General features: G+C 71.8%; 27 protein-coding genes and 2 pseudogenes. 10 read left to right on the top strand and 19 right to left on the bottom strand.

What is annotated here, in order from left to right; genetic code table 11:
* Positions 1-134 precede the first annotated feature (134 nt).
* The 4 genes from F3L20_RS10065 to F3L20_RS10050 all read right to left on the bottom strand — a co-directional run bounded on the left by F3L20_RS10065 (position 135) and on the right by F3L20_RS10050 (position 3,849).
* A complete protein-coding gene (locus tag F3L20_RS10065) occupies positions 135-962 on the bottom strand; it encodes a MetQ/NlpA family ABC transporter substrate-binding protein (RefSeq protein WP_024885096.1) in 828 nt (275 codons plus the stop codon).
* A 74-nt stretch (positions 963-1,036) separates the two neighbouring features.
* Positions 1,037-1,774, bottom strand: a complete 738-nt coding sequence (locus tag F3L20_RS10060) for a methionine ABC transporter permease (RefSeq protein WP_167534501.1) — start codon at positions 1,772-1,774, stop codon at positions 1,037-1,039.
* On the bottom strand, positions 1,771-2,808 hold the full coding sequence (locus F3L20_RS10055) for a methionine ABC transporter ATP-binding protein (RefSeq protein ID WP_167534500.1): 1,038 nt from the start codon (positions 2,806-2,808) through the stop codon (positions 1,771-1,773). Before F3L20_RS10055 ends, F3L20_RS10060 begins: the two co-directional genes overlap by 4 nt.
* A 390-nt stretch (positions 2,809-3,198) precedes the next feature.
* The gene (locus F3L20_RS10050) at positions 3,199-3,849 is read right to left on the bottom strand and encodes an HAD family hydrolase (RefSeq protein ID WP_150153949.1); all 651 of its coding nucleotides are present in this window, start codon (positions 3,847-3,849) and stop codon (positions 3,199-3,201) included.
* 94 nt (positions 3,850-3,943) lie between these two features.
* Between F3L20_RS10050 and F3L20_RS10045 the strand changes: the two genes are divergently transcribed.
* Both F3L20_RS10045 and F3L20_RS10040 read left to right on the top strand, forming a co-directional pair.
* Positions 3,944-4,303 (top strand): hypothetical protein, encoded by a 360-nt coding sequence (locus F3L20_RS10045; protein WP_145827956.1) that lies wholly within the window; start codon positions 3,944-3,946, stop codon positions 4,301-4,303.
* A gap of 1 nt (position 4,304) precedes the next feature.
* A complete protein-coding gene (locus F3L20_RS10040; RefSeq protein ID WP_145827957.1) occupies positions 4,305-4,733 on the top strand; it encodes a hypothetical protein in 429 nt (142 codons plus the stop codon).
* A gap of 47 nt (positions 4,734-4,780) precedes the next feature.
* Here F3L20_RS10040 and F3L20_RS10035 read toward each other — a convergent pair whose 3' ends face one another.
* The 3 genes from F3L20_RS10035 to F3L20_RS10025 all read right to left on the bottom strand — a co-directional run bounded on the left by F3L20_RS10035 (position 4,781) and on the right by F3L20_RS10025 (position 7,108).
* Positions 4,781-5,278 (bottom strand): GNAT family N-acetyltransferase, encoded by a 498-nt coding sequence (locus F3L20_RS10035; RefSeq protein WP_150157282.1) that lies wholly within the window; start codon positions 5,276-5,278, stop codon positions 4,781-4,783.
* Between the two features lie 57 nt (positions 5,279-5,335).
* On the bottom strand, positions 5,336-5,863 hold the full coding sequence (locus F3L20_RS10030) for a sigma-70 family RNA polymerase sigma factor (protein WP_150153947.1): 528 nt from the start codon (positions 5,861-5,863) through the stop codon (positions 5,336-5,338).
* 75 nt (positions 5,864-5,938) lie between these two features.
* Positions 5,939-7,108: a glycerophosphodiester phosphodiesterase gene (locus F3L20_RS10025; RefSeq protein ID WP_150153945.1), complete on the bottom strand. Its 1,170-nt coding sequence runs from the start codon at positions 7,106-7,108 to the stop codon at positions 5,939-5,941.
* 446 nt (positions 7,109-7,554) lie between these two features.
* On the opposite strand from F3L20_RS10025, the gene F3L20_RS10020 reads away from it, so the two are divergent.
* Positions 7,555-8,229: a lysophospholipid acyltransferase family protein gene (locus F3L20_RS10020; protein ID WP_145827960.1), complete on the top strand. Its 675-nt coding sequence runs from the start codon at positions 7,555-7,557 to the stop codon at positions 8,227-8,229.
* A 197-nt stretch (positions 8,230-8,426) separates the two neighbouring features.
* Here F3L20_RS10020 and F3L20_RS10015 read toward each other — a convergent pair whose 3' ends face one another.
* The 5 genes and pseudogenes from F3L20_RS10015 to F3L20_RS09995 all read right to left on the bottom strand — a co-directional run bounded on the left by F3L20_RS10015 (position 8,427) and on the right by F3L20_RS09995 (position 14,626).
* The gene (locus F3L20_RS10015; RefSeq protein ID WP_150153943.1) at positions 8,427-9,947 is read right to left on the bottom strand and encodes an MFS transporter; all 1,521 of its coding nucleotides are present in this window, start codon (positions 9,945-9,947) and stop codon (positions 8,427-8,429) included.
* Complete coding sequence (locus F3L20_RS10010) at positions 9,944-10,513, bottom strand: TetR/AcrR family transcriptional regulator (RefSeq protein WP_167534499.1); 570 nt, start codon at positions 10,511-10,513, stop codon at positions 9,944-9,946. Before F3L20_RS10010 ends, F3L20_RS10015 begins: the two co-directional genes overlap by 4 nt.
* 100 nt (positions 10,514-10,613) lie before the next feature.
* Positions 10,614-11,590, bottom strand: a pseudogene (locus F3L20_RS10005) (aldo/keto reductase).
* A 307-nt stretch (positions 11,591-11,897) separates the two neighbouring features.
* A complete protein-coding gene (gene argH / locus F3L20_RS10000; RefSeq protein WP_150153939.1) occupies positions 11,898-13,328 on the bottom strand; it encodes an argininosuccinate lyase in 1,431 nt (476 codons plus the stop codon).
* A 104-nt stretch (positions 13,329-13,432) separates the two neighbouring features.
* Positions 13,433-14,626, bottom strand: a complete 1,194-nt coding sequence (locus F3L20_RS09995; RefSeq protein WP_206338883.1) for an argininosuccinate synthase — start codon at positions 14,624-14,626, stop codon at positions 13,433-13,435.
* A 215-nt stretch (positions 14,627-14,841) separates the two neighbouring features.
* On the opposite strand from F3L20_RS09995, the gene F3L20_RS09990 reads away from it, so the two are divergent.
* The 6 genes and pseudogenes from F3L20_RS09990 (at position 14,842) to F3L20_RS09965 (ending at position 19,795) form a co-directional block, all read left to right on the top strand.
* The gene (locus F3L20_RS09990; protein ID WP_150153935.1) at positions 14,842-15,288 is read left to right on the top strand and encodes a hypothetical protein; all 447 of its coding nucleotides are present in this window, start codon (positions 14,842-14,844) and stop codon (positions 15,286-15,288) included.
* Positions 15,289-15,428: 140 nt separating this feature from the next.
* The gene (locus tag F3L20_RS09985; RefSeq protein ID WP_024885111.1) at positions 15,429-16,016 is read left to right on the top strand and encodes a pyridoxamine 5'-phosphate oxidase family protein; all 588 of its coding nucleotides are present in this window, start codon (positions 15,429-15,431) and stop codon (positions 16,014-16,016) included.
* 3 nt (positions 16,017-16,019) lie between these two features.
* Positions 16,020-16,722 (top strand): annotated as a pseudogene (locus F3L20_RS09980) (L,D-transpeptidase family protein).
* Between the two features lie 88 nt (positions 16,723-16,810).
* Positions 16,811-18,193, top strand: a complete 1,383-nt coding sequence (locus F3L20_RS09975) for a ferredoxin reductase family protein (protein ID WP_167534498.1) — start codon at positions 16,811-16,813, stop codon at positions 18,191-18,193.
* A 53-nt stretch (positions 18,194-18,246) separates the two neighbouring features.
* Positions 18,247-18,999 (top strand): FMN-binding protein, encoded by a 753-nt coding sequence (locus F3L20_RS09970; RefSeq protein WP_150153933.1) that lies wholly within the window; start codon positions 18,247-18,249, stop codon positions 18,997-18,999.
* A gap of 58 nt (positions 19,000-19,057) precedes the next feature.
* Positions 19,058-19,795, top strand: a complete 738-nt coding sequence (locus tag F3L20_RS09965) for an FAD:protein FMN transferase (RefSeq protein ID WP_150157280.1) — start codon at positions 19,058-19,060, stop codon at positions 19,793-19,795.
* A 190-nt stretch (positions 19,796-19,985) separates the two neighbouring features.
* Here F3L20_RS09965 and F3L20_RS09960 read toward each other — a convergent pair whose 3' ends face one another.
* The 6 genes from F3L20_RS09960 to F3L20_RS09935 form a co-directional block, all read right to left on the bottom strand.
* Positions 19,986-20,552: an arginine repressor gene (locus F3L20_RS09960; protein WP_145827969.1), complete on the bottom strand. Its 567-nt coding sequence runs from the start codon at positions 20,550-20,552 to the stop codon at positions 19,986-19,988.
* A gap of 7 nt (positions 20,553-20,559) precedes the next feature.
* The gene (locus tag F3L20_RS09955) at positions 20,560-21,765 is read right to left on the bottom strand and encodes an acetylornithine transaminase (protein ID WP_150153931.1); all 1,206 of its coding nucleotides are present in this window, start codon (positions 21,763-21,765) and stop codon (positions 20,560-20,562) included.
* The gene (gene argB / locus F3L20_RS09950) at positions 21,762-22,664 is read right to left on the bottom strand and encodes an acetylglutamate kinase (protein ID WP_150153929.1); all 903 of its coding nucleotides are present in this window, start codon (positions 22,662-22,664) and stop codon (positions 21,762-21,764) included. The genes F3L20_RS09955 and argB overlap by 4 nt, the downstream gene beginning before the upstream one ends.
* Positions 22,661-23,812, bottom strand: a complete 1,152-nt coding sequence (gene argJ, locus F3L20_RS09945; RefSeq protein WP_150153927.1) for a bifunctional glutamate N-acetyltransferase/amino-acid acetyltransferase ArgJ — start codon at positions 23,810-23,812, stop codon at positions 22,661-22,663. The genes argB and argJ overlap by 4 nt, the downstream gene beginning before the upstream one ends.
* Entirely contained in the window at positions 23,809-24,837 is a 1,029-nt protein-coding gene (gene argC, locus F3L20_RS09940; protein WP_150153924.1) for an N-acetyl-gamma-glutamyl-phosphate reductase, read from the bottom strand. The genes argJ and argC overlap by 4 nt, the downstream gene beginning before the upstream one ends.
* 118 nt (positions 24,838-24,955) lie before the next feature.
* Positions 24,956-25,267: a hypothetical protein gene (locus F3L20_RS09935; RefSeq protein WP_150153921.1), complete on the bottom strand. Its 312-nt coding sequence runs from the start codon at positions 25,265-25,267 to the stop codon at positions 24,956-24,958.
* A gap of 154 nt (positions 25,268-25,421) precedes the next feature.
* Between F3L20_RS09935 and F3L20_RS09930 the strand changes: the two genes are divergently transcribed.
* Complete coding sequence (locus F3L20_RS09930) at positions 25,422-25,862, top strand: DUF6314 family protein (protein WP_150153918.1); 441 nt, start codon at positions 25,422-25,424, stop codon at positions 25,860-25,862.
* Positions 25,863-25,941: 79 nt separating this feature from the next.
* On the opposite strand, the gene F3L20_RS09925 is transcribed toward F3L20_RS09930, so the two are convergent.
* A complete protein-coding gene (locus F3L20_RS09925) occupies positions 25,942-26,535 on the bottom strand; it encodes a histidine phosphatase family protein (RefSeq protein ID WP_150153915.1) in 594 nt (197 codons plus the stop codon).
* Between the last annotated feature and the right edge of the window lie 60 nt (positions 26,536-26,595).

The following is a 26,595-nucleotide window of genomic DNA, read 5'->3' as shown; positions in this document are numbered from 1 at the left end:
TGAGAGACCGTCGGGTGCTGCTGAACTGCCCAGCATGCAGCATGAAAGCACCGGAACGCACCACGGGGTCCTCCCCCGTCGCCGGGCGGCGCGGAGTCGGACCCCGTGGAGGGTGTCGCGGTGGATCGGGGGGATCAGAAGGAGGGGAGGACCGATCCGGCGTACGTGTCCTCGATGTACTTCTTCACCTCGGGCGAGGTGAGGAGGTCGGCGAGCTTCTTCACGCGCGGGTCGTCCTCCTGGCCCTCCTTGACGGCGAGGAGGTTGCTGTTCGGGTTGTCCTTCGCCTCTTCGAGGACCAGGGCGTCCTTGGCGGGCTTCAGGTCGGCCTCGATGGCGTAGTTGCCGTTGACCACCGCGGCGTCGACGTCGTCCAGGGAGCGCGGGGTCTGGGCGGCCTCGAGTTCCTTGAAGGTGAGCTTCTTGGGGTTGTCCGTGATGTCCGCGGGGGTCGCCGAGGTGCCGACGCCGTCCTTGAGGGTGAGCAGGCCGTTGGCGGCCAGCAGCTGCAGGGCCCGGCCCTCGTTGACGGTGTCGTTGGGGATCGCGATCGTCGCGCCGCTCTTCAGCTCGTCGGCCTTCTTCACCTTGTGCGAGTAGAGGCCGAGCGGCTCCAAGTGCACGTCGACGACCGACACGATGTGCGTGCCGTTCTTCTTGTTGAAGTCGTCGAGGTACGGCTGGGTCTGGAAGAAGTTGGCGCCGACCGAGCCGTCCTCCGTCGCGGTGTTCGGGGTGACGTAGTCGGTGAACTCCTTGACCTCGAGGTCGAGGCCGGCCTTCTCGGCGAGGTTGTCCTTGACGAAGTTCAGGATCTCGGCGTGGGGCACGGGGCTCGCGGCGACGACCAGCGGGCCGGAGGTGTCGGAGGCGGCGTCCTTGTCCGAGCCGCAGGCGGAGAGCCCGAGGGTGAGGGCTCCGGCGGCGAGCACGGCGGTGGTGATCTTGGCGGTGTTACGCACGAAAAGTGCCTTTCCTTGGGTGGTGCGACCCCGTTGCGGTGCACGGGGAGTCCGGGGGTGGGCCGGGGCCCGGGTCAGGCGACCTTGCCGACCTCGGCCGCGGCGGGCTCGTCGCCCTTCAGCAGCCGCAGTTTCGGACCGGGTCCGGAGCGGGCGCCGCGGCGGTGCAGGGCGCGGGCGGCGGAGTCGCCGGCGAACTGGATGAGGGAGATGACCACGGCGAGGATCGCGACGGTGATCCACATCAGGCCGGTCTCGAAGCGCTGGTAGCCGTAGCGGACGGCGAGGTCGCCGAGTCCGCCGCCGCCGACCGTGCCGGCCATGGCGGAGTAGCCGATGAGCGCGATGACCGTGGTCGTGGTCGAGGCGATCAGCGAGGGCAGGGCCTCGGGGACGAGGATTTTGCGGACGATGGTCCAGGTGTTGCCGCCCATCGCCTGCACGGCCTCGACGAGCCCGTGGTCCACCTCGCGCACGGCGGTCTCGACGAGCCGGGCGAAGAAGGGGATGCCGCCGATGGCGAGCGGCACGATCGCGGCCTCGCTGCCGATGGTGGTGCCGGTGACCCAGCGGGTGAAGTTCATCAGGGCGACCATGAGGATGATGAACGGCAGCGAGCGGCCGATGTTCACGATCTGCCCGACGACCTTGTTCACCACGGTGTTCTGCAGCAGTCCGCCCTTGTCGGTGAGGACCAGCAGGATGCCGAGCGGGAGGCCGCCGACGACGGCGATCAGGGTGGACCAGCCGACCATGACCAGCGTTTCGGTACAGGCCTGTTCGAGCAGCGGCTGCATCTCGGACCAGGTCACTTGGCGCCCTCCTTCACCAGCGTGGGCTCGTCGTGGTCGACGACGTCGATCTGCAGGCCCTGTTCGCGCAGGAAGCCGATGGGCACGACGTTGTCCTCGTAGCGGCCGGGCAGTTCGATGCGCATGCGGCCGACCTGGAGGCCGGCGACGGTGTCGATGGCCGCGCCGAGGATCGATATGTCGATGTTGTAGGTGCGCGACAGCTGGGAGATGACCGGCTGGGTGGCGCTCTCGCCATGGAAGGTGACGTCGACGACGGTGCGGTCCTCGCCGGTGGCCTCGCCGCCGACGGGGAAGAGCGCGGCGGCGAGTTCCGAGCCCGGGGTGGCCAGCAGGTCGGTCACGGTGCCGGACTCGACGATGCGGCCCCGCTCCATGAGGGCGGCCGAGTCGCAGATCGACTTCACGACGTCCATCTCGTGGGTGATGAGCAGGACGGTGAGGCCGAGCTGTCGGTTCAGGTCGCGCAGCAGCTGCAGGATCGAGCGGGTGGTCTCCGGGTCGAGGGCGCTGGTGGCCTCGTCGGAGAGCAGCACCTTGGGGTCGCCGGCGAGGGCGCGGGCGATGCCGACGCGCTGCTTCTGCCCGCCGGAGAGCTGTGCCGGGTAGGCCTTGGCCTTGTCGGCGAGACCGACCAGGTCGAGCAGCTCCAGCGCCTTGCGGGAACGTTCCTTCCCGGACGTGCCGAGGATCTCCAGCGGGAGTTCGACGTTGTCCTGGACGGTGCGCGAGGACAGCAGGTTGAAGTGCTGGAAGACCATGCCGATACGGCTGCGCGCCTGGCGCAGTTCCCGGCCGGCCCGGGGGCCGCGGCCGGCGAGCGCGGTGAGGTCCTGGCCGGCCACGGTCACGGTGCCCGCGGTGGGTCGCTCCAGCAGGTTGACGCAGCGGATGAGGGAGGACTTGCCGGCGCCGGACTGGCCGATGACGCCGTAGACCTCTCCTTCGCGGACGTGGAGGTCGACGCCGTCCAGGGCGGTGACCTCGCGGCCGCGCGAGCGGTAGACCTTGGTGAGGCCCGAGGTGGTGATCACGTGGGTTTCCGTCACTGTCGAGTGCGCGGCGCGTCGTGGGCGCCGGGCACGAGGCATACGGGGGGAAGGCATGGGGCGGCACGGAACTCGCGGTGCGGCGCGGGAGGCCGTCGAGAAACGTGCGCGGGGCGTGGCTCGGTCGCGCATGCGGGGCATGCGGGCGGACGCGAGCGGTCTCGCTTCGGGGCGCGAGGCTCAGGCGGTGCGGGGGCCCTCTAGAAGGCGCGCATTCGGAGCGGACACATACAACGAGCACCGGGCGTCGTGGTCGCCTCGGTCGCAGGGATGCGGTCGCTCGTCGTGGTCATGCGGTCAGTAAAGCAGACGTTCGCCCCGGAGCGGACACGGCTGTCCGCATACTGGACAGCCGTGGACAGTCGTGCGCGCACGTCAGGGGCGTACGGAGATCTCGACTCCGGCGTCCGTGACCAGTGCGGACAGGGTGGAGAGGTTGTCGACGACCAGGTCGGCGGTCAGCTCCTCGGCCCGGTGGGTTGTGGCCAAGGCCACGGTCGTCATGCCGGCGGCGCGGCCGGCCTGCAGCCCGGCGGGGGCGTCCTCGAAGACCACGCAGTGGGCGGGGTCGACGCCGAGGGTGCGGGCGGCGAGCAGGTAGGGCTCGGGGTCGGGCTTGCCGCGGGTGATGTCGTCGGCGGCGATCAGGGTCTTGGGCAGGATGCCGACGGCGCCGAGCCGGGCCTCGGCGAGGCGCCGGGTGGCGGAGGTGACCACGGCCCAGCGCTCGGCGGGCAGGGCGGCCAGGAACTCCTTCGTACCGGGCAGCAGACGGACCCCGCCGTTCGGCACGTCCGCCACCTCCAGGTCCTCGATCCGCGCGACGGCCTCCGGCACGACATGGGCGGGCAGCAGGTCGGCGGCTATCTCGGCGGCCGGCCGGCCGTGCAGCTCGACCCGCGCGAAGTCCTCGGCCGTGAGCCCGTACTCCACGGCCCACCGCGTCCAGCAGCGGTTCACGGAGTCCAGGGAGGAGACGAGGGTCCCGTCGTTGTCGAAGAGCAGGGCGCGCGCGTGAATGGTCATGCCATCGACCCTACGGGCCTCGGGGCGCGGACCGGGAACGGTGCCCGCGGGGCCGACGTGAGCGCGGCTTTTCCGGCGTAATAGGCTCACTGCCATGCTGGATGTCCTGACCGTGGTGACCGCCGTCGCCGCGCTGCTGCTGGCCGCCTGGTGCGGCTGGGCCGCCTACCGTGACCAGCCGACGAAGGACTGGCACTTCATCGGCATGGCCGTGGTCACGCTGCTCGCGCTGGTGCAGCTGGTGGTCGGGATCGTGCAGCTGGCCCGGGGCGAGAAGCCGGAACAGGGGACGACCGTCTTCGTGGCGTATCTGCTGGGCTCGTTCGCCTGTGTCCCGGCGGCGGGCTTCCTGTCCCTGGGCGAGCGCACCCGCTGGGGATCACTGACCGTCGCCGCGAGCGGCGTCGTGCTGGCCGTGCTCGAGGTGCGGCTCTTCGACATCTGGGGAGGCTGAGGTGACCGCGACGCAGGAGCGGCCGAACCGGACGCGGCTGACCGGCGGGCCCGGAGTCCTGCTGGTCTGGCTGTACGGGGTGATGGTGGTCGGCGCGGTGTCGCGCTCGGTCTACCAGATCGCCACCGAGTTCGACCGGGCCCCGCTCGCCTACTCGCTGTCGGCGCTGGCCGGCGTGGTCTACGGCTTCATCACCTACACGCTGGTGCGCGGCGGGGAGAAGGCCCGCAAGGCGGCGCTGGTGTGCTGCGCCGCCGAACTCGTGGGCGTACTGACCGTGGGCACGTGGACATGGGTGGAGCCGTCCGCCTTCCCCGACGCGACCGTGTGGTCCGACTACGGGATGGGCTACCTCTTCATCCCGGTGCTGCTGCCGCTGACCGCCGTGTACTGGCTGCGCCGGGCACGGCCGCAGGAGCCGGCGGCCTGACGGGCGGACCCCCTCGGGCGGCCGCCCCTCATGTCGCGCCGTCACGGTCAGGCGGTCGTCGCGTACGCCTCCGCCTTCTTCTCCAGCACGATCATCGGTACGCCGTCCGCGCCCCGGGACGTGCCCACCCGCTGGTAGCCGACCTTGCTGTACAGCCGGAGGTTGCTCTCGCTGCGGTGACCGGCCTGCAGCCGGAAGGTCCGGGCGCCGCGCTCCCCGGCGAGGGCGGACTCGGCGGCCTTGAGCAGCCGGGCGCCGATGCCGTGCCCCTGGAGGCGGGGGTGGACGCAGAGCTTGCCGATCGCGGCGGCGCCGTCCTCGGTGATCCTGCCGTGCACCGAGCCGACGATCTCGTCGCCGAGGCGGGCGACGAACACGCAGTCGCCGGCGACCTCCTCGCGCACCGAGTCCAGGCTCTGGATCAGGGGATCGATGCGGTAGTTGCCGTAGAGGGCGGCTTCGCTCTGGAAGCACAGGTACTGCAACCTGAAAATCTGCTCCGCGTCCTGCTCGGCCGCCGCAGAGATGGTCACGCTCATGCCCATGTGCGCACGCCTCCCGCTCACCTGATCACCTGTTGTCCCTCACTCCTATCCCCGTCCTCAGCGCGCCGCAACCTCCGCTGCGAGTAAACGCCGCAGACATCCCAGGCATCTGGAGCGTTCCGGGCCGAGACTGCCCTGTGAGATACCCAACTCCCCTGCGATTTCCCGGTAGGTCGGATCGAGCGGGGACAGCAGCGCCGCGAGCAGGCGGGGGCAGCGGCCGGGCAGCCGGCGCACGGCGTCACGCAGGACGCGGCGGCGGGCGGCGGCAAGCGCGAGCCGTTCCGGGTCCGGGCGGTCCGCGTCGGCCGGTTCGCAGGTCAGCGACGTCTCGCGACGGGCGGTACGGCGGGCGCGGCGGGCCTCGGCACGGACAGCCCGGCGCAGCCAGAGCGGGGGGTCGGGCGGTGGGCCGTCACGGCGCAGCCGCTCCAGCAGCCGCAGCCAGACCGCCTGTTCCAGGTCGCCCGGTTCGGCACCGGAGCCGAACGCCTCGGCGGCGGCCTCCGCGGCGAGGAGGGGGCGGAGCAGGGCGATCAGGTCGTGGGCGGGCGCGTCGTACGTGGAGAGCGGGTCGGTTGTCACACGCGCAACGACCCGCGCGCCCCGGGCGGGGTTGCCCGGGGCGCGCGTTCCTCACCCCTTCCGGGGCGGGGCGGGTCAGCGGTTGACGAAGTCCTCGCGGGCCAGCAGCCCGGTGTCGGGGTTGTCGGTGAAGACGCCGTCGATGCCGGTGGCGAAGTACGCCCGGTAGGCGCCGAAGACGTCACCGTAGGCGTCGGGGTCGCTGCCCTTGCGGAACTCCGCCGGCAGGAACGGGTTCTCGTTGCGCATGGTGTAGGGGTGCAGGACGAGGCCCGCCCGGTGCGCGTCACGGACCAGGGTGGTGGGCTCGGTCAGCCGGCCGGAGGCGTCGCGCGGGATGATCAGGTTGAGCGTGGGGCCGATGCCCTGCGCGTAGGAGGCGATCTCCTTCAGACCCTTGGGCGTGATCAGGTCGTCGACGGTGCGCGGGTCGCCGGTCTCGGTGAAGTCCCACGGGCGGGTGCCCGCCGCGTCCAGCAGGACGACGAGCGGGTTGCCGACCAGTTCGTTCATCCGCTCGACGGCGGTCGACTCGAACGACTGCAGGATCACGGGTGAGTTCTTGCGGTCCTTGCCGTGCCGGCGGAGCACCTTCGCCACCCTCTCCTCCAGGCCGAGGCCGAGCTTGCGGAAGTAGGTGGGGTGCTTGAGCTCGGGGTAGATCCACACCTGCTTGCCGCGCCTGCGGGTCTGCTCGTCCTGCCAGCGCAGCACCTCCTCGAAGGTCGGGATCTCCCAGCGGCCGTCGTAGAGGGTGTTGTGCGGGCGGTTGGCCGGGACGCGCTCCACGGCCCGCAGCCGCTTGAGCTCGGCGAGCGTGAAGTCCTCGGTGAACCAGCCGGTGACCTGGACGCCGTCCAGCGTCTTGGTGGTGCGCCGGCCGGCGAACTCGGGGTGGTCGGCGACGTCGGTGGTCCCGCCGATTTCCGGTTCGTGCCGACAGACGAGGTGGCCGTCCTTGGTGGGGACGAGGTCGCCGGCCTCGACGATGTCCGCGCCCATGTCGAGGGCGAGCTGGTACGAGCCCAGGGTGTGCTCGGGACGGTAGCCGCTGGCGCCCCGGTGGCCGATGACGGTCGGCACGGGCAGGCTGTCCAGGCCCCGGCCGCCCCCGTGTCCGGCGCCCGCGGCCCGCGCCGTGCCGCCGAGTCCGAGGACGGTGCCGCCCGCGCCGAGGACCGCCGCGCCGAGCAGGGCCCGCCGTCCGGTCCCGCCCACCTGTTCGTTCGACTCCGGTGCTGCCATGAACGCCTCCTGTGTCGGCTCGTCCGGTGCGGGCCGATCGTAGGGGGGCGTGAATGACGCACGGGAGACCTGGAACCGAACACGCGGGTGGTGTCGCGTGGCGTCCGCGTGGGCGTCCGCCCCTCATACGGATGACGTACACATGTCGTATTGCGGTGGCGATGTGACGGCACGTCCGGTTCGTACCGGCGCACCCGGGTACCCGCACGGAGCGCGGGCCGGGGCGAGCGCCGTCATCGTGTGAGCGAGCTCCGTCACAGAGTGACAGCCGTGTTGCCCACCGCCCACGGGTACGGGCGCGCAGGTGAACCCGGGTCAAGCATCCGTAAGACCTCGGTTAACGGCCGCGAGCCCGATGTGCGTGACTCCCCGGACCGCGAGTAATGTCCTCACCTGCACAGACTCATACGGCATTCGTCGACGTCCGCTTCCCACCGGAGGGCCCGTTGTCCCGCTTCGCGCTCATCAAGGCAGTGCTCGGTCCGATCATGCGCCTGATGTTCCGCCCACGGGTGGAGGGCGCGGAGCACATCCCCGGCGACGGTCCGGTGATCCTGGCCGGCAACCACCTCACCTTCATCGACTCGATGATCCTGCCGCTCGTCTGCGACCGGCAGGTCTTCTTCATCGGCAAGGACGAGTACGTCACCGGCAAGGGCTTCAAGGGGCGGCTGATGGCGTGGTTCTTCACGGGCGTCGGCATGATCCCGGTCGACCGCGACGGCGGCCGGGGCGGTGTGGCCGCCCTGATGACCGGGCGCCGGGTGCTGGAGGAGGGGAACGTCTTCGGGATCTACCCGGAGGGCACCCGCTCCCCCGACGGACGGCTGTACCGGGGACGCACCGGCATCGCCCGGCTCACGCTGATGACCGGGGCGCCGGTGGTGCCGTTCGCCATGATCGGCACGGACAAGCTTCAGCCGGGCGGTGCGGGGCTGCCCCGGCCGGGGCGGGTCACCGTGCGGTTCGGTGAGGCGATGGAGTTCTCGCGCTACGAGGGCATGGACCGCGACCGGTATGTGCTGCGGGCGGTCACCGACTCGGTGATGACGGAGGTCATGCGGCTGTCGGGGCAGGAGTACGTGGACATGTACGCCAGTAAGGCGAAAGAGGCGGCCTAGCCTGGCCGACGTTTCTTTTCCGGTGGGCGCCGGTGGAGTTCTCTCCACCGGCGCCCACCGCGTTCGGCGTCCGCGTGCGGGTGGGCGGGGCTTGTCGCGCAGTTCCCCGCGCCCCTAGGGGGCGGCTCCGTCGCCTTGGCGGCTGGTGCGGGTGGGCGGGGCTTGTCGCACGGTGTCCCCGTGTCTCTGAGAGGGACTCAGGTGTTGTCCAGGTGTTGGTCGCGGAGCATGTACCAGGCTGCTGCCGCGGCTGTCAGGAGGACGATGGCGCCTGTGCCCGCTGCCAGGGTGAGGCCGTTGACGAAGGCTTCGCGGGCGGCGTCGAGCATGGGGGCCGCGGTGGCGGCGGGCAGGTGGGTCGCCGCCTCCACCGCGCCGCCCAGGGACTCGTGGGCGGCCGCCGGGGTGCCCGGCGGGCCGGGGAAGCCCCGGTAGACGCCCGTGACGATGGAGCCCAGGACGGCGATGCCGAGGGCCGCGCCGAGTTCGTACGCGGTCTCGGAGACGGCGGAGGCCGCGCCCGCCTGTTCCTTCGGCACGCTGGAGAGGATCACGTCCGCCGTCACGGTGAACGAGAAGCCCGCGCCCGCGCCGACCACCAGCAGGGCCGCCCCGAGTAGGGGATAGCCGGTGGACTGGCCGATGACGGTGAGGGAGGCCAGGGCGAGACCGATGGCGGCCAGTCCCCCGGCGACGACCGAGCGCACCGAGAAGCGGCGCGCGGCACGGCCGGCGATCAGGCCGGCCACCACCGCGCCGATCGCCGCGGGCAGTTCCGCGAGGCCGGCCTCGAACGGGCGGCGCCCCTGGACCAGTTGCAGGTACTGGGAGAGGAAGAAGACGAGCCCGGACAGGCCGAGGACGGCCAGCAGGTCGGCCAGCACCGCGCCGCTGAACCCCGGGTGCCGGAACAGCCGCACGTCCAGCAGCGGCACCGGGAGGGTGAGCTGGCGGCGCACGAACAGGTACAGGGCCGCCGCGCCCAGCAGGCCCGCCGCCAGTGCGGACGGGGCGGGGCCGTGGCTCGCCGTCTCCTTCACCGCGTAGACGACGCCGATCATCCCGGCCAGGGACAGGACCACGCTGGTCAGGTCCCACGGGCCCGGCTGCGGCGTGCGTGACTCGGGCAGGAACTTGATGCCGACGACCACCAGGACGGCCATCACCGGCAGGTTGATCAGGAAGACCGAACCCCACCAGAAGTGTTCGAGCAGCAGCCCGCCGAGGATCGGGCCGACCGCGGTGCCCGCGGAGGCGGTCGCGCCCCAGATGCCGATGGCGAGGCTGCGCTCGCGCGGGTCGTGGAAGAGGTTGCGGATCAGGGCGAGGGTGGCGGGCATCAGCGTGGCCCCGGCGACGCCTAGCAGGGCGCGCGCCAGGATCATCACCTCGGGCGTGTGCGCGTACGCGTTGAGCACGGAGACCGCGCCGAACGCCGCGGCGCCGTACAGCAGGATCCGCTTGCGGCCGATGCGGTCGCCGAGGCTGCCCATGGAGACGAGCAGACCGGCGATCACGAAGGAGTAGACGTCGCCGATCCACAGCAGCTGGGTGCCGGTGGGTGCGAGGTCCTCGCTGATGTACGGGGTGGCGAGGCCGAGGACGGTGGCGTCGACGGCCACCAGCAGGACGGCGAGCACCAGGACGGAGAGCGCGAGCCAGCGCCCGGGCCGCGGCGTCTCCTCGGTCGTGGTGTGCGGCCGTATGGCGCTGGTCATGACTGCTTCCTTCGTGCCGGTTCTGCCGGGCGTCGTACGCCGCCGAGCAGCAGCTCGACGATCATGTGGGTGAAGTCGTTGGGGGCGACCCGGCCCTCGGCGACCGCCCAGGCGGCGGAGGCGAGCAGGCCGTAGAGGGCCTCGGTGAGCCAGGCCGGGGTGAGGTCGATGCGGAACTCGCCGCTCGACTGGCCGCGCCGGAACAGGTCCGCGACGCCCTCGTCGATCCTGGCCCAGCCCTCGTTCTGCTCCTCGCCCTCGAACAGCTGGTTCTCGGAGTAGAGGAAGGCGAGCAGCCCCGCGTGGGGTTCGATCTCGGCGACCAGGCGCCGTACGGCGTCGGTGGCGGGGCCCTCGTCGGTACGGGCGGCGGTGAGGGCGGCCTCGCACTCGGCGATCCCGAGCGCTTCGAGGGCACGCACCAGTGCGTCCCGCCCGGCGAACTGGCGGTGCAGGGTGGCGCGGCTGATGCCCGCGGCCCGGGCGACCTCGTCCATCGTCGCGGTGGACTTACGGGTCAGCAGGCCGGCGGCGCTGCGCAGCACGTGGTCTCGGTCGACAGCCATGAGACGACGGTACCCCACGTGAGACGTTGATGTCTCATGCGGGGTACTCATGTCTCATCGTGTGGCGTCGACCCGGGGCTGTCGGCGGCGGACGGTGAGGTCAGTGCCAGGGCAGGCCGCTACGGTGCTGCCAGTACGCGTCGGGGTTCTCGGCCAGCGGCGCCAGGCGGGCGAGCTGGTCGTCGGTGAGGTCGACGGCGGCCGCGTGCAGGTTGGAGACGAGCTGGACGGTGGTGGCCGCGCCCGACAGGACCATGCCCGCCCACGGCTCACGCAGCACGACGGCGAGGGCCACGGCGTCGCAGCCCAGACCGGTCTCCTCGGCGACCGCGCGCAACGGCTCGGGGGCCTGCGGGCCGGCGAGACGGCCGTTGGCCATGCCCTCCTTGACGATCACCGTGAGCCCGGCGTCATGGGCCTCGGCCAGCGCGGGGCCGGCGGAGGTCTCCAGGACGTTGTAGGTCGACTGCACCGTGCGGAAGAGGGGCTCTCCGTCGACCGTGACGGCGAGGGCGGCGCGGATCGCGTCCGCCTGGCGGGGGCCGCTGGTGGAGAAGCCGACGGTGAGACCCTGGGCCGCGGCCCCGGCGAGCCGGGCGTGCAGCTCCTTGTCGGTGAGGGCGGGGCTGTCCGGCGTCACCGAGTGGATCTGGTAGAGGTCCAGCCGGTCGCCGAGGATCGCGTCGGTCTCGGCGCGCTGGCGTTCGTACGCGGCGAGGGAGTGGTCCTTGACCTCGTGCCGTTCGGCGTCGGTGGTCCAGCCGGCGGTGTAGGTGTAGCCCCACTTGCTGCCGACGACCACGTCGGTGGCGTCCGGGTGGTTCTTCAGCCAGTCGGCGAGGAATTCCTCGCTGCGGCCGTAGGAGCGGGCGGCGTCGAAGTAGCGCACGCCCTGGGCGTAGGCGGCGTCGAGGAGTTCGTGGGTGCGGGTGCGGAGGTTCTCGACGGTGCGGTGCTCCTGGTCGCCGAGGTCGGTGTCCCGGCCGAGGGTGATGTAGCCGGGGCGGGCGACAGCGGCGAGGCCCAGGCCGAGGTGGGCGGTGGGGTGGTGGCGGTGGCCAGGCGGGCGAAGGGCATCTGGACTCCGTCGGGTCGGCTCCGGTGCGGCGTTGGGGCCAACGTAACCCGAAGTGCGGCTCCGCCTAGGGATTCGGGCGGGAGCCCGTGAGGTCGGGGGTTTCGGGGGGATGGCGGGTGCGGGGGCGTTGTGGGTTCTCGCGCAGTTCCCCGCGCCCCTGGGAGGGGTGGTCTCCGTGGCACGGTTCGTGCGGGGGCGTTGTGATTGTTCGCGCAGTTCCCCGCGCCCCTGGAGGGGGTGCGGGGTGCGGTTGTCCGTGTCGGTGCGTGGGGTTGGCGCGCCGTTCCCCGCCCCTGAAGGGCGCTGCTACTGCTTCTTCGCCGTGGCCCACTGGTGCTGGGCCGCCACGTCCTGCTTGATCTCGGCCAGCTGGATCGCCACCGCGCTCGGGGCTGTGCCGCCTCGGCCGTTGCGGGAGGCCAGGGCGCCGGGGACGTCGAGGACCGAGCGGACCTCCGGGGTGAGGTGCGCGGAGATCTTCGCGAACTGCTCGTCGGTCAGCTCGTCCAGCTCCTTGCCCTCCGCCTCGGCGACCTTCACGCACTCGCCCGCCACCTCGTGGGCGACACGGAACGGCACGCCCTGCCGGACCAGCCACTCGGCGATGTCGGTGGCGAGGGAGAAGCCCGCCGGGGCCAGTTCCTCCATGCGTTCGCGGTGCACGGTGAGCGTGGCCATCATCCCGGTGAACGCGGGGAGCAGGATCTCCAGCTGGTCGATGGAGTCGAAGACCGGCTCCTTGTCCTCCTGGAGGTCGCGGTTGTACGCGAGCGGGAGGGCCTTGAGGGTCGCCATCAGGCCGGTGAGGTTGCCGATCAGGCGGCCGGACTTGCCGCGCGCCAGCTCGGCGATGTCCGGGTTCTTCTTCTGCGGCATGATCGACGAACCGGTGGAGAAGGCGTCGTGCAGGGTCACGAAGGAGAACTCCTTCGTGTTCCAGATGATGACCTCCTCGGCGATCCGGGAGAGGTTCACGCCGATCATCGCGGTGATGAAGGCGAACTCGGCGACGAAGTCCCGGGAGGCCGTGCCGTCGATGGAGTTGGCGGCGCTGCCGTGCTCGAAGCCGAGGTCCTCGGCGACCGCTTCGGGGTCCAGGCCCAGGGAGGAGCCCGCGAGGGCGCCGGAGCCGTACGGGGAGACGGCGGTGCGCTCGTCCCACTGGCGCAGCCGCTCCGCGTCCCGGGAGAGGGACTGGACGTGGGCGAGGACGTGATGGGCGAAGAGCACCGGCTGGGCGTGCTGGAGGTGGGTGCGGCCGGGCATCGCCACGTCCGGGTGGGCCTCGGCGAGCCCGACCAGCGCGTCCTGGAGCTCGGCGATCAGGCCGCCGATGACGCGGGCGTGGTCGCGCAGGTACATCCGGAAGAGGGTGGCGACCTGGTCGTTGCGGGACCGTCCGGCGCGCAGCTTGCCGCCGAGGTCCGGGCCGAGGCGCTCCAGCAGGCCGCGCTCCAGAGCGGTGTGGACGTCCTCGTCGGCGATGGTGCCGGTGAAGGCGCCGGAGGCGACGTCGGCCTCCAGCTGGTCGAGGCCCTCGATCATGCGGGTCAGCTCGTCCTCGGTGAGCAGGCCCGCCGTGTGCAGTACGCGCGCGTGGGCGCGGGAGCCGGCGACGTCGTAGGGGGCGAGCCGCCAGTCGAAGTGGACGGACGCGGACAGCTTCGCCAGGGCCTCGGCGGGACCGTCGGCGAAACGGCCGCCCCAGAGCCGGACGTCACCGCTGTTGCTGCTCACTTGCGTGCTCCTCGAGGGTTCCGGATGTGCCGCCGCCTCCCCACGGGCGCGTGGAGAGGCGGCTGTCAGGCTAGTGCGTGTGAGGGGTCGTCAGGCGGTGCGGCTCAGGCGAGGTCGCGCTTGGCCGCGATCTTCGACGACAGGCTGTAGATGTCGATGAAGCCCTTGGCCGCGGCCTGGTCGAAGGTGTCGCCGGTGTCGTAGGTGGCCAGGTTGAAGTCGTAGAGGGACGACTCCGAGCGCCGGCCGGTGACGACGGCGCGGCCGCCGTGCAGGGTCATCCGGATGTCGCCGTTGACGTGCTGGTTGGCCTCGGCGATGAAGCCGTCGAGGGCGCGCTTCAGCGGGGAGAACCACTGGCCGTCGTAGACCAGCTCGCCCCAGCGCTGCTCGACCTGCCGCTTGTAGCGGGCCAGCTCACGCTCGACCGTGACGTTCTCCAGCTCCTGGTGGGCGGTGATCAGGGCGATCGCGCCGGGGGCCTCGTAGACCTCGCGGGACTTGATGCCGACGAGGCGGTCCTCCACCATGTCGATCCGGCCGATGCCCTGGGCGCCGGCGCGCTCGTTGAGCTGCTGGATGGCCTGGAGGACGGTGACCGGCTTGCCGTCGATGGCGACCGGGACGCCCTCCTTGAAGGTGATGACGACCTCGTCGGGCTCCCGGACCACGGCCGGGTTCTGGGTGTACTCGTAGACGTCCTCGATGGGCGCGTTCCAGATGTCCTCGAGGAAGCCGGTCTCGACGGCACGCCCGAAGACGTTCTGGTCGATGGAGTACGGGGACTTCTTGGTGGTGGCGATCGGCAGACCCTTGGCCTCGCAGAAGGCGATGGCCTTGTCCCGGGTCATCGCGTAGTCGCGGACCGGGGCGATGCACTTCAGGTCGGGGGCGAGGGCGACGATGCCGGCCTCGAAGCGGACCTGGTCGTTGCCCTTGCCGGTGCAGCCGTGGGCGACGGTGGTGGCGCCGTGCTTCTGCGCGGCGGCGACGAGGTGCTTGACGATCGTCGGCCGGGACAGCGCGGAGACCAGCGGGTAGCGGTCCATGTAGAGGGCGTTGGCCTTGATCGCCGGGAGGCAGTACTCCTCGGCGAACTCGTCCTTCGCGTCCGCGACCTCGGCCTCGACGGCACCGCAGGCGAGCGCGCGCTTGCGGATGACGTCCAGGTCCTCGCCGCCCTGGCCGACGTCGACCGCAACGGCGATGACCTCGGCGCCCGTCTCCTCGGCGATCCAGCCGATGGCGACGGAGGTGTCCAGACCGCCTGAGTAGGCGAGTACGACGCGCTCGGTCACGGGTTTCTCCTCACAGTGCATTCGCTGATATGCATGAGTATGCAGGAGTCCGCATGATTCGTCAATCCGCGCCCCGGGCGGCTCCCCGTCCGGCCCTTACGGGGTCGACTCCGTACGGCTGTTGAACGCGAGAAACCGCTTGCGCGTATTGCTCACCGGACGCAGGCGCCGCGTCGATCCACCAGAGACACCCCCGACCCGAATGAGGCATTCGCATGTCCAGGGCTCTTCCGAAGTACAACAAGCGGCGCGTCGGCCTGGCAGGCGGCGCGGCCGCGGTGGCACTGACCGGCGCGGTGATCGCCGGAACCGCTCTCGCCGGTGAGCCGTCCGACGGCGGCGGCGCGGACGCCCGGACCCTGGCAGGACCGGGCACGGTCTCCTGCCCGGACGTCGCCTCGCGGCTTCCCGCGATCCCCGCCTCCGCGCAGGCCGAGGTCACCCGGAATCTGGGACAGCTCGACCAGCAGACCGTGGAAGCCAACCAGCGCCTGGTGGACACCGTCGGCCAGGGCGGACCGAACTTCGCACGCAACGCCATCCTCGGCCCCCTCAAGGACAAGCGCGCCGCCGCCATCGACCGCATCGCCCTCTCCATCGGCCGCACCACCGACCGCCCGGCCGAACTCGACTCCCTGGCCGCCTGCACACTCACCAAGTGAGGTGACAGGCGCTGTGGCCGCCCCGTGTACGCGCCGGCCGGGGCGGCCACGGTCCTTTCCGCCACCCGGGCCGGGGCCGAGGCGGCTGGGGCGGGTAAATCCTTAGACAGGCGAAGGATCCGACCCGATAATCGGTTGACATGGGGAAAACGTACGAACGCATCGACGGACGTCTACGCACCTTCATCGAGGACCAGCCCGTCTTCTTCACCGCCACCGCTCCGCTGTCCGCCGACGGCACGGTCAACCTCTCACCCAAGGGGCTCAAGGGATCCTTCGCGGTCCTCGACGAGCTCACCGTCGCCTACCTAGACTTCGCCGGCTCCAACGCCGAGACCGTCGCCCATCTGCGGGAGAACGGCCGGATCACCCTGATGTGGTGCGCCTTCCAAGGGCCGCCGAACATCGTGCGCGTGCACGGACGCGGGGAGCCCGTCTTCCGGGACGACCCGCGCTTCGCGGAGCTGCTCGCGCACTTCCCGGACATCGACCCCTGGACCCACGGGCTGCGCGCGATCGTGGTCGTGAGGGCCGAGCTGATCCGCGACACCTGCGGCTACGCCGTGCCCTTCATGGCGTACGAGAGCGAACGGGATCTGCACGAGAAGCGGTTCGCCCGGGAGGACGACGCCTCCCTGGACGCCTACTTCACCAAGAAGGAGCACATCGCGACGAGCATGGACGGACTCCCCGGGCTGCCGTTGCCGCTGCCCCCGTCCAGCGTCTGAGCCATGCGCCCAGGTGCCGTCTCCGCCGCCGTCCTCGTGTCCCTGTCCCTGCTCCCGCTCGGCTCCGTCCCGCGTCCCGGGTCGCCGCTGCCGGAGCGGATGGCGGACACCGGGGGCGGCACCCAGCTCATCACCGCGGTGGCGGCAAGGACCGGCTCCACCACCGGCACTCACCTGGTGGAACCGCAAGGGCGGACGCTGGACGGCGGCCGGTTCCGCCCCGGCCCGCTTCGGCTCCGGCGGGCTCGTCGAGGGGACGCGGCGCGAGCAGGGCACCCACACCACCCCCACGGGGCTGTACGGCATGCCGTACGCCTTCGGGACCGAGGCGGCCCCGTCCGGGACCCGGTACACCTATCGCCCCGTCCGGCAGAACTCCTGGTGGTGCCAGGACAACGACTCGCGCTCCTACAACCGCTGGGCCGAGCCCCGGGCGGCCGACTGCCGGGCCGGCCAGGCGGAACACCTGATCACCTACCGCGCCCAGTACGCCCACGCCCTGGTCGTCGACTTCAACCACCGCAAGCCCGTCCGCGGCCGGGGCGCCGGCATCTTCCTGCACGTCAACGGGCGTGGCGCCACGGCCGGTTGCGTCTCCGTGTCCAAGAGCGCGATGCGGCAGATCCCGCGCTGGGCCGACCCCGCGCGGGCCCCGCACCTGGCGATCGGCACGACCGGCGGCCGCACGGCCGTCACCCGCTACTGAGGCGCGCGAGAGAAGCACGGATTCCTCTGAACACTCCAGCGTGACGGCACGTATGAGTGGGCCAAGGGCCGAGTCCCACGGAGGAACCGTGACCACCACGCTCGCCGGCGGCCGTGCCGCCCGCCGCCAGACGATGCGCCGCATCCGTCCGCGCCGCTCCCCCGCCGTGCCCCTGCTGTTCGCCGTGGGTGCGGGCGCGGTGGCCGTGCTGTGGCTGTGGTGGACGAGCACACCGTCCATCGCGGACACCACCGGCAAGATCATCGCCGCCGGCCGGATCACCGGTCTGCTCGCCGGCTATCTGATGGCGCTGGTCGTGCTGCAGATGGCGCGGGTGCCCGCGCTGGAACGGCGGGTGGGCTCGGACCGGGTCGCCCGCTGGCACGCGATGAGCGGCCGCTACACCGTCAGCCTGGTCCTCGCGCACGTCTTCCTGATCATGTGGGGCTACGCCCGGCAGGCCGGCAGGACCCTCGCCGACATCGTGTCGCAGACGGTCACCTCCGTCACCACGCTGCCGGACATGGGCAAGGCCGCCATCGGCACCGGACTGCTGTTCGTGATCGCCTTCCTGTCGGTCGGCCCGGTCCGGCGCAGGCTGCCGTACGACGGCTGGTACCACGTGCACCTGCTGACGTACGCCGCGGTGTTCCTGACGTTCTGGCACCAGATCAGCACCGGCAACGAGTTCGCGGTCACCCCGTCCGCGAAGACCTTCTGGTACGGCCTCTACGGCACCGTCACCGCGCTGGTCCTCTGGTACCGGATCATCACGCCGGTCCGCCTGAACCTGCGGCACCAGATGCGCGTACAGGCGGTCATCGAGGAGACGCCGGGCGTCGTGTCGGTGCTGATCAGCGGGCGCCGGCTGCACCGGATGGGCGCCGAGGCCGGACAGTTCTTCCGCTGGCGGTTCCTGGCGCCCGGCATGCGGTTCAGCTCGCACCCGTACTCGCTGTCCGCGGCGCCCCGCCCGGACATGCTGCGGATCACCGTGAAGGCGATCGGCGACCACAGCTCCCGGCTGCGTGAGCTGGAGCCCGGCACCCGGGTGTGGGCCGAGGGTCCGTACGGCGCGCTGACCGCGCAGCGGCGCAGCCGCGGCAAGGTGCTGCTGGTCGCGGGCGGGGTGGGCATCACCCCGATGCGGGCCCTGTTCGAGACGCTGCCCGGCGCGTCCGGGGACATCACCCTGCTGTACCGGGCCAACAGCACGCAGGACCTGGCGCTGTGGGGCGAGCTGGCGAAGATCGCCGACGAACGCGGCGCCCGGCTGATGTACGCCGTGAACAGCCCCGACGGGGAGCGCCCGGACATCTCCGCGGAGAGCCTGCGGCGCAAGATGCCGGACATCGACCGCCACGACGTCTTCATGTGCGGGCCGCCCGGGTTCGCCCAGCAGGTGTACGCGGCGCTGCGTGACGCCGGGGTTCCCGCGCGCCGGATCCACCACGAGTCGTTCGAGATGTGAGCGGCGGGCCGTCGGCCCCGGTCGCCCGTTACCCTCCAGGAGCTTGAGAAGCGATGAGGAAGAGTCACCCCCTCCGGCGTGCCGTGCTGGCGACCGCCGCCACCGTCTCCGGGATCGTGCTGCTGCTGTCGCTGAAACCGGGGTCCGACCCGGGGTCGGCCGCGGCGGCGGGCGGTGCCCCTCCCGCGGCGGAGTCCGTGCAGGGCGGCGCCCGGCCCATCGGGGACGGCACGGTCACCGGCGACGCGGCGCAGACCCAGTACGGGGCGGTGCAGGTCCGGCTGACGGTCAGCGGCGGGAAGATCACCAAGGCGGAGGCCGTCCAGGCACCCAAGGGCGGCCAGAGCGACCAGGTCACCTCCACCTCCGTACCCAGGCTCAACCAGGCGGCCGTTGCCGCGCAGAGCGCCGAGATCGACGCCGTCTCCGGTGCCACCTACACCAGCAACGGCTACAAGCAGTCCCTCCAGTCGGCCCTGGACAAGGCGCGCGCCGCCGCGCCCGCCGGCACCGGGGGCGGTGCCGCGGCCGAGGCGCGGACGGTCACCGGCGAGGTGGCGCAGACCCAGTACGGGCCCGTGCAGGTACGCATCACCGTCGACGGCGGGAAGATCACCAAGGCGGAGGCCGTCCAGGCACCCAAGGGCGGCCAGAGCGACCAGGTCACCTCCACCTCCGTACCGAAGCTCAACGAGGCGGCGGTGCAGGCCGGCAGCGCGGACATCGACGCCGTCTCCGGCGCCACCTACACCAGCAACGGCTACAAGGAGTCCCTCCAGTCGGCGCTGGACGAGGCCGGTGGCTGACACGGTGGCCGCCGAACCCGTCGAGGCGCCCGCCGCGGTGCGTCGCGTGGCGGAGACGATGGGGACCGTCTTCTCGCTCGACGTCCGCGGCGGGGAACCGGGCGCGGTGCGCGCGGCGCTGGAGGAGGCCGTCGCCGGACTGCGCCGGGTGGACGAGGTGTTCAGCACCTACCGCGAGGACAGCCAGATCTCCCGGCTGGCGCGCGGGGAGCTGGACGTCGGGGCGTGCGATCGCGAGGTCGCCGAGGTGCTGGAGCTGGCCGCGGAGGCGGAACGGGTCAGCGAGGGCTGGTTCAGCACGCGGTACCGGGGGGAGCTCGATCCGACCGGGATCGTCAAGGGCTGGGCCACCGAGCGCGCGGCCCGGCGGCTGCTGGCGGCCGGGGCGTCGGGGGTGAGCGTCAACGGGGGCGGGGACGTCCAGCTGCTCGGGTCACCGGGGACGGGGCGGCCCTGGCGGGTCGGCGTGTCGGACCCGTTGCGCCCCGGGGGTCTGGCGGCGGTGGTCTCCGCGGCCGGCGCGCGGGATCTGGCGGTGGCCACATCGGGGACCGCGGAGCGCGGCGACCACATAGTCGACCCGCGTACGGGCCTCTCCGCGGTGACCGACCTGGTGGCGGTGACGGTGGTCGCCCCCCGGCTGACGTGGGCGGACTGCTGGGCGACGGCGGCCTTCGCGATGGGCTCACGGGAGGCCCTGCGCTGGCTGGAGTCCCTCCCCGACACGGAGGCACTCCTGATCACGGCAGGCGACGAGGTCCGCTGCACCGGCAACCTCGCCGCATGGCTCGGCTGACGCCCCCTGAGGGGCGCGGCGAATTACGCGACAAGCCCGAAGGCACGCGGGACCCGGGCCCACAGAGAGTGCGGGAAACTGCCCGACAAGCCCCGAAGGAACGCGGGACCTGAGCCCTCAAGGATCGCGGGGAACTGCGCGACAAGCCGTCACCCACCCGCACCCGGCGACGAACGCCCGGTCGGCTCCCTCAGTGCCCGTTGTGCCCGTTCTGAGCCAACCGCAGCAAGTGATCAGCCAGCGCCTGCCCACCCGTAGGCTCCCGGCTGATCAGCAACAACGTGTCGTCCCCGGCGATGGTCCCGAGAATGTCCTGCAACTCCGCCTGATCGATCGCGGACGCCAGGAACTGCGCGGCCCCGGGCGGCGTCCGGAGGACGACCAGATTCGCGGAGGCCTCCGCGGAGATCAGCAGCTCCGCCGACAGCCGCCGCATCCGCTCCTCCTTGGCGGACTCCCCCAACGGCGCCCGTGGGGTGCGGAAACCCCCCTCGCTGGGCACCGCGTAGATCAGATCCCCGTCGTTGTTGCGGATCTTCACCGCGTTCAGCTCGTCGAGGTCACGGGAGAGCGTCGCCTGGGTGACGCTCAGCCCGTCGTCGGCGAGCAGCTTCGCGAGCTGGCTCTGCGACCGCACCGGCTGCCGGTTGAGGATGTCCACGATCCGGCGGTGCCGCGCGGTACGGGTCTGCGGCACGGCGGGCCCGGCCTGCCCGGCCCCACCCGCCGTACGCCCCTGATCCTGCTCCTGGCTCATCGTCGTCTCATTCTCCGGATCGTCCTTCCCCGCCCGCCTGGCCGGCGGCGTCCAGGATGCCGGGCAACGCCCCGAGGAACGCGTCCACCGCGTCGTCGCCGAGGTTCAGCGGAGGCATCAGCCGTACGACATCGGGGGCGGGCGCGTTCACGAGGAACCCGGCGTCCTGAGCCGCCTGTTGCGCCTGGGGCGCGAGCGGCTCGGTGAGCACGATACCCAGGAGGAGGCCCGCTCCCCGGACGTGGTCGATCAGCGCGTGGCCGGAGCCCTCGATCCCGTCGCGGAGTTTCGCGCCCTGCCGCTTGACGTTCTCCAGCAGCCCCTCGTCGGCGATGGTGTCGAGCACGGCGAGTCCGGCGGAGCAGGCCACCGGGTTGCCGCCGAAGGTGGTGCCGTGGTGGCCGGGTCCGAGCAGGTGGGCCGCGCGGCCGAAGGCGACGGTGGCACCGAGCGGCAGACCGCCGCCGAGCTGCTTGGCGAGGGTCACGACGTCCGGGAGCACGCCCTCGTGGGCCTGGTACTCGAACCAGTTCCCGGTGCGGCCGATGCCGGTCTGCACCTCGTCCAGGACCAGCAGTGCGCCCTTGGCGGCCGTGATGGCGCGGGCCGCCTTGAGGTAGCCGGGAGGCGGGACGACGACTCCCAGCTCGCCCTGGATGGGTTCGAGGACGACCGCGGCCGTGTCCTCGGTGACCGCCGCGTCCAGGACCTGGGCGTCGCCGAACGGCACGTGGGTGACGTCACCGGGCAGCGGCAGGAACGGTTCCCGCTTGCCGGCCTGCCCGGTGAGGGCGAGGGCGCCCATGGTGCGGCCGTGGAAGGCGCCCTCCGTCGCGACGACGTGGGTCCGCCCGGTCAGCCGGCCGATCTTGAAGGCGGCCTCGTTGGCCTCGGCGCCGGAGTTGCAGAAGAAGACCCTTCCGTCCCGGCCGAAGTGCTGGAGCAGCCGCTCGGCCAGCGCCACGGTCGGCTCGGCGAGGAAGAGGTTGGAGATGTGGCCGAGGGAGGAGATCTGCAGGGTCACGGCCTCGACGACCGCCGGGTGGGCGTGGCCGAGGGCGTTGGTCGCGATACCCCCGACGAAGTCGAGGTACTCCTTGCCGTCGGCGTCCCAGAGCCGCTGGCCCTCCCCGCGCACCAGGGGGAGGCGCGGCGTGCCGTAGTTGTTCATCAGCGCGCCCTGCCACCGGGCGGTGAGTTCCGCGTTGCTCACGACTCCCCCTGTTCGTCGGGCACGACCATGGTGCCGATGCCCTCGTCCGTGAAGATCTCCAGCAGGATCGAGTGCTGGACCCGGCCGTCGATGACGCGGGCGGTGTTCACCCCGTTGCGGACGGCGTGGAGACAGCCCTCCATCTTGGGCACCATGCCGGAGGACAGATCCGGCAGGAGCTTCTCCAGCTGCGACGCGGTGAGACGGCTGATCACCTCGTCGCTGTTCGGCCAGTCCTCGTAGAGGCCCTCGACGTCCGTGAGAACCATGAGGGTCTCGGCGCCCAGAGCAGCAGCGAGTGCCGCAGCCGCCGTATCAGCATTGACGTTGTAGACATGGTGGTCGTCCTGGGAGCGGGCGATCGACGAGACGACCGGGATGCGGCCGTCGGCGAGCAGGGCCTCGATCGCGCCCGTGTCGATCTCGGTGATCTCGCCCACCCGCCCGATGTCGACCAACTCTCCGTCGATCTCGGGCTGGTGCTTGACGGCGGTGAGGGTGTGCGCGTCCTCGCCGGTGAGGCCGACGGCGAGCGGGCCGTGCCGGTTGAGCAGCCCGACCAGCTCCCGCTGGACCTGTCCGGCGAGCACCATGCGCACGACGTCCATGGCGTCCTCGGTGGTGACGCGCAGGCCGGCCTTGAACTCGCTGACGATGCCGTGCGTCTCGAGCGCGCGGCTGATCTGCGGGCCGCCGCCGTGCACGACGACCGGTTTCAGGCCGGCGTGCCGCAGGAAGACGACGTCCTGGGCGAAGGCGGCCTTCAGGTCCTCGTCGACCATGGCGTTGCCGCCGAACTTGATGACGACGGTCCTGCCGTGGTGCCGGGTCAGCCAGGGCAGCGCCTCGATGAGGATCTGCGCCTTGGGCAGCGCGGTGTGCTTACGGGTGACGGTCATGAGGAATAGGCGCTGTTCTCGTGGACGTAGTCGGCGGTGAGGTCGTTGGTCCAGATGGTGGCGGTGGCGTCGCCTGCGGCCAGGTCGGCGACGACGTGCACCTCGCGGTAGCGCATGTCGACCTTGTCGCGGTCCTCGCCCACGCCGCCGTTCTTGCAGACCCACACGCCGTTGATGGCGACGTTGAGGCGGTCGGGCTCGAAGGCGGCCTTGGTGGTGCCGATGGCGGACAGGACGCGGCCCCAGTTGGGGTCCTCGCCGTGGATGGCGCACTTGAGGAGGTTGTTGCGGGCGATGGAGCGGCCCACCTCGACGGCGTCGTCCTCGGTCGCGGCGCCCACCACCTCGACCTTGATGTCCTTGCTGGCGCCCTCGGCGTCGCGGATCAACTGCTGGCCGAGGTCGTCGCAGACGGTCCGTACGGCCTCGGCGAAGTCCTCGTAGGCCGGGGTGACGCCGGAGGCGCCGGAGGCGAGGAGCAGCACGGTGTCGTTGGTGGACATGCAGCCGTCGGAGTCGACGCGGTCGAAGGTGACCTTGGTGGCCGCGCGCAGCGCCTTGTCCAGGGTCTCGCTGTCGACGTCGGCGTCGGTGGTGAGGACGACGAGCATGGTGGCGAGGCCGGGGGCGAGCATGCCCGCGCCCTTGGCCATGCCGCCGACGGTCCAGCCGTCCCCGCCGGCGACGGCCGTCTTGTGGACGGTGTCCGTGGTCTTGATGGCGATGGCAGCCTTCTCGCCGCCGTGCTCGGAGAGCTGGGCGGCGGCGGTCTCGACGCCCGGGAGCAGCTTGTCCATGGGGAGCAGGACGCCGATGAGGCCGGTCGAGCAGACGGCGACCTCGCCCGCGCCCACGCCCAGCGCCTCGGCGGCCTTCTCGGCGGTGGCGTGGGTGTCCTGGAAGCCCTTGGGGCCGGTGCAGGCGTTGGCGCCGCCGGAGTTGAGGACGACGGCGGACAGCTGCCCGCTCCTGAGCACCTGCTCGGACCAGAGCACGGGCGCGGCCTTCACGCGGTTGGAGGTGAAGACGCCGGCGGCGGCGCGGCGGGGGCCGTTGTTGACCACGAGGGCCAGGTCGGGGTTGCCGTTCTCCTTGATCCCGGCGGCGATGCCCGCCGCCGTGAATCCCTTTGCTGCCGTCACACTCACGGCGCAACTCCGATCGTCGAAAGCCCGGTCGTCTCGTCGAGACCCAGGGCGATGTTCATGCTCTGGACGGCACCGCCCGCGGTGCCCTTGGTCAGGTTGTCGATGGCGCTGATCGCGACGATCCGGCCCGCGGCGGCGTCGTACGCGACCTGCACCTGGACGGCGTTGGAGCCGTACACGGAGGCGGTGGCGGGCCACTGCCCCTCGGGGAGGAGGTGCGTGAAGGGTTCGTCGGCGAACGCCTTCTCGTAGGCGGCGCGCACGGACTCGGCGGTGACGCCGGGCCTCGCCTTTACGGAGCAGGTGGCGAGGATGCCGCGGGGCATCGGCGCCAGGGTGGGCGTGAAGGACACGGTGACGCGCTCGCCGGCCGCCGCGCTGAGGTTCTGGATCATCTCGGGGGTGTGCCGGTGCCCGCCGCCCACGCCGTACGGCGACATGGAGCCCATGACCTCGCTGCCCAGCAGGTGCGGCTTGGGGGACTTGCCCGCGCCGGAGGTGCCGGACGCGGCGACGACCACGGCCTCGGCCTCGGCGAGCCCGGCGGCGTAGGCCGGGAACAAGGCGAGGGAGACGGCGGTGGGGTAGCAACCGGGCACCGCGACACGCTTGGACCCCTCCAGCGCGGTGCGGCCACCCGGCAGTTCGGGCAGGCCGTAGGGCCAGGTGCCGGCGTGCGGGGAGCCGTAGAAGGCCTCCCAGTCGCCGGCGTCCTTCAGGCGGAAGTCGGCGCCCATGTCGATCACGAGCACCTCGCCGCCGAGCTGCTCGGCGACGGCGGCGGACTGGCCGTGCGGCAGCGCGAGGAAGACGACGTCGTGCCCGGCGAGCGCCTCGGGGGTGGTCGGCTCCAGCACCCGGTCCGCGAGCGGCAGCAGATGCGGCTGGAGCGCTCCCAGTCGCTGTCCGGCGTTGGAGTTCCCGGTCAGGGCGCCGATCTCGACCTCGGGGTGGGTCAGGAGCAGACGCAGCAGCTCACCGCCCGCATACCCGCTCGCTCCGGCCACCGCCGCACGTACCGCCATGGAAAACCCTCCTCCTGGATGGCATGACTATACGTTTCGCTGCACGTTTATGCAATGTGGTCATGCGAGGACCCTCCGGACACCCCCGCAACGGGGCCGGAGACAGGCGGACGGACGGTCAGGCTGTCAGGACCAGGAGGGCGACGATCAGCGCGAGCGGTGTGATCAGGAGGGCTGCCAGGTGGCCGAGCAGGGCGCGGAACATGCCGAGCACCGCGTACAGCGCCGCTCCGCCCAGCAGCCAGCAGCCGAAGACCTGCAGCGCCAGCTCCTGCGCGGCGTTCTCCTCCTCACGCGTGGCGGGGTCGCCGATGACGCCGATCGCCAGGCACAGCAGCACCACGCCCACCAGGGCGCTCACCGCGCCGGCGAACGGTGCGACGGCCCTGTCGGACCGCCGCACCCGCTTCCAGACCGCCAGGTCGCTCATGGGGACCAGAGCCTAGCCCGGAACCGCGGGGGCCACTCCTCCCGACGGTCGAAATGCCGGACGTCGGTCAGTACGTAGAACGGCAAGATAGAGAGGAGGCAGGGGCACGTCAATCGGGCGTGAGGCACCGGAGAGCACGGGAGAACGGGGCGGCATGGGCGAGTTCTGGCCGGTACCCGACGCACTGAGCTACCTCAGCGGCAGCTGGCGGGCGGAGCGCGTCGTACGGGACCTGGCGGGCGGTGACGAGGGCCGGTTCCGGGGGACGGTCGTTTTCGGCCCGTGGGAGGACGGCGGACTGCTGCAGCGGGAGTCCGGCGACTTCACCTGGCGGGGCGTCACCCGGCCCGCCGAGCGGACGCTGCGTTTCCTGCCCGGGCCCGACGGCACGGCGGACGTGCGGTTCGCGGACGGCCGTCCGTTCCACGACCTGGACCTCAGGGCCGGCCGGTACGTCGCCGACCACCCCTGCTCGGCGGACCTCTACCGGGGCGAGTTCACCGTCCGGGACGCCGGCCACTGGCGCGTGGTCTGGCGGGTGCGCGGCCCGGCCAAGGACCTGGAACTCGTCACCGATCACGTGCGCGTGGAGTGAGGCGACGGACGCTCCGTGGGCGCGCTCCCGCGTGAGCCGAAGCCGGGCGCCCACGGGAGTGGAGCCGGGCACGCCCGGCCTACGCGCGCGTCGGCTGCGCCGAGACGCCTTCCAGGCGCAGGCTCCAGCGGCCCGCCCGGCCGGCGACGCTGATCGTGGACAAGGAGCGGACGTCGATGTTCCAGAAGGTCGCGGGCGGCGCCTTGAGCACGTAGACTAGCGCCGCGCGGATCACCGACGGCTCGGCCACGGCGACGATCCGGCAGCCGTCCTCGACCGGCCGGGTGTCGAGCCAGCCGCCGACGCGGCCGATGAAGTCCCAGAGGGACTCCCCGCCGTGCGACGTCGAGCGCGGGTCGGTCAGCCAGGCGTCCACCGCCTCCGGCTCCCGGGCCATCGCCTCCCCCAGCGTCAGCCCGCGCCAGCGCCCCATGTCGCAGTCCCGCAGGGCGAGTTGCACCAGCGGCGCATAACCGAGCCCCTCCCCGGTGGCGCGGCTGCGCGGGGCCGGGGAGCAGTAGCGCAGATCGGCCGCCGCCAAGGGCAGCAGTTCGTGCGCGGCGCGTTGCACCTCGTGCCATCCGGCCTGGTCCAGCGGCCGGGCGTCCTCGAAGCGCTCGGACAGCACCGTGGAGCTCCCCGCGGCGGCGACGAACGTGACCCGAAGTGCCATGCGGCGATGGTCAGCCGCCCGGGTCGGCTGGTCAAGAGCCACCACCGCGTGGTCACTCAA

The organism is Streptomyces tendae, from assembly GCF_008632955.1.
GTDB lineage: Bacteria > Actinomycetota > Actinomycetes > Streptomycetales > Streptomycetaceae > Streptomyces.
This window is presented reverse-complemented; position numbering and strand designations above follow the sequence as displayed.

Coding starts and splice junctions, on each gene's coding strand:
- argC (WP_150153924.1), bottom strand. CDS start 24,837: ATGGCGGTACGTGCGGCGGTGGCCGGAGCGAGCGGGTATGCGGGCGGT.
- F3L20_RS10015 (WP_150153943.1), bottom strand. CDS start 9,947: ATGACCAGCGCCATACGGCCGCACACCACGACCGAGGAGACGCCGCGG.
- F3L20_RS09930 (WP_150153918.1), top strand. CDS start 25,422: ATGGGCGAGTTCTGGCCGGTACCCGACGCACTGAGCTACCTCAGCGGC.
- F3L20_RS10035 (WP_150157282.1), bottom strand. CDS start 5,278: ATGGGCATGAGCGTGACCATCTCTGCGGCGGCCGAGCAGGACGCGGAG.
- F3L20_RS09990 (WP_150153935.1), top strand. CDS start 14,842: ATGTCCAGGGCTCTTCCGAAGTACAACAAGCGGCGCGTCGGCCTGGCA.
- F3L20_RS10050 (WP_150153949.1), bottom strand. CDS start 3,849: ATGACCATTCACGCGCGCGCCCTGCTCTTCGACAACGACGGGACCCTC.
- argB (WP_150153929.1), bottom strand. CDS start 22,664: ATGACCGTCACCCGTAAGCACACCGCGCTGCCCAAGGCGCAGATCCTC.
- F3L20_RS10045 (WP_145827956.1), top strand. CDS start 3,944: ATGCTGGATGTCCTGACCGTGGTGACCGCCGTCGCCGCGCTGCTGCTG.
- F3L20_RS10025 (WP_150153945.1), bottom strand. CDS start 7,108: ATGGCAGCACCGGAGTCGAACGAACAGGTGGGCGGGACCGGACGGCGG.
- F3L20_RS09965 (WP_150157280.1), top strand. CDS start 19,058: ATGGGGACCGTCTTCTCGCTCGACGTCCGCGGCGGGGAACCGGGCGCG.
- F3L20_RS09970 (WP_150153933.1), top strand. CDS start 18,247: ATGAGGAAGAGTCACCCCCTCCGGCGTGCCGTGCTGGCGACCGCCGCC.
- F3L20_RS09960 (WP_145827969.1), bottom strand. CDS start 20,552: ATGAGCCAGGAGCAGGATCAGGGGCGTACGGCGGGTGGGGCCGGGCAG.
- F3L20_RS09985 (WP_024885111.1), top strand. CDS start 15,429: ATGGGGAAAACGTACGAACGCATCGACGGACGTCTACGCACCTTCATC.
- F3L20_RS09925 (WP_150153915.1), bottom strand. CDS start 26,535: ATGGCACTTCGGGTCACGTTCGTCGCCGCCGCGGGGAGCTCCACGGTG.
- F3L20_RS09935 (WP_150153921.1), bottom strand. CDS start 25,267: ATGAGCGACCTGGCGGTCTGGAAGCGGGTGCGGCGGTCCGACAGGGCC.
- F3L20_RS10010 (WP_167534499.1), bottom strand. CDS start 10,513: ATGGCTGTCGACCGAGACCACGTGCTGCGCAGCGCCGCCGGCCTGCTG.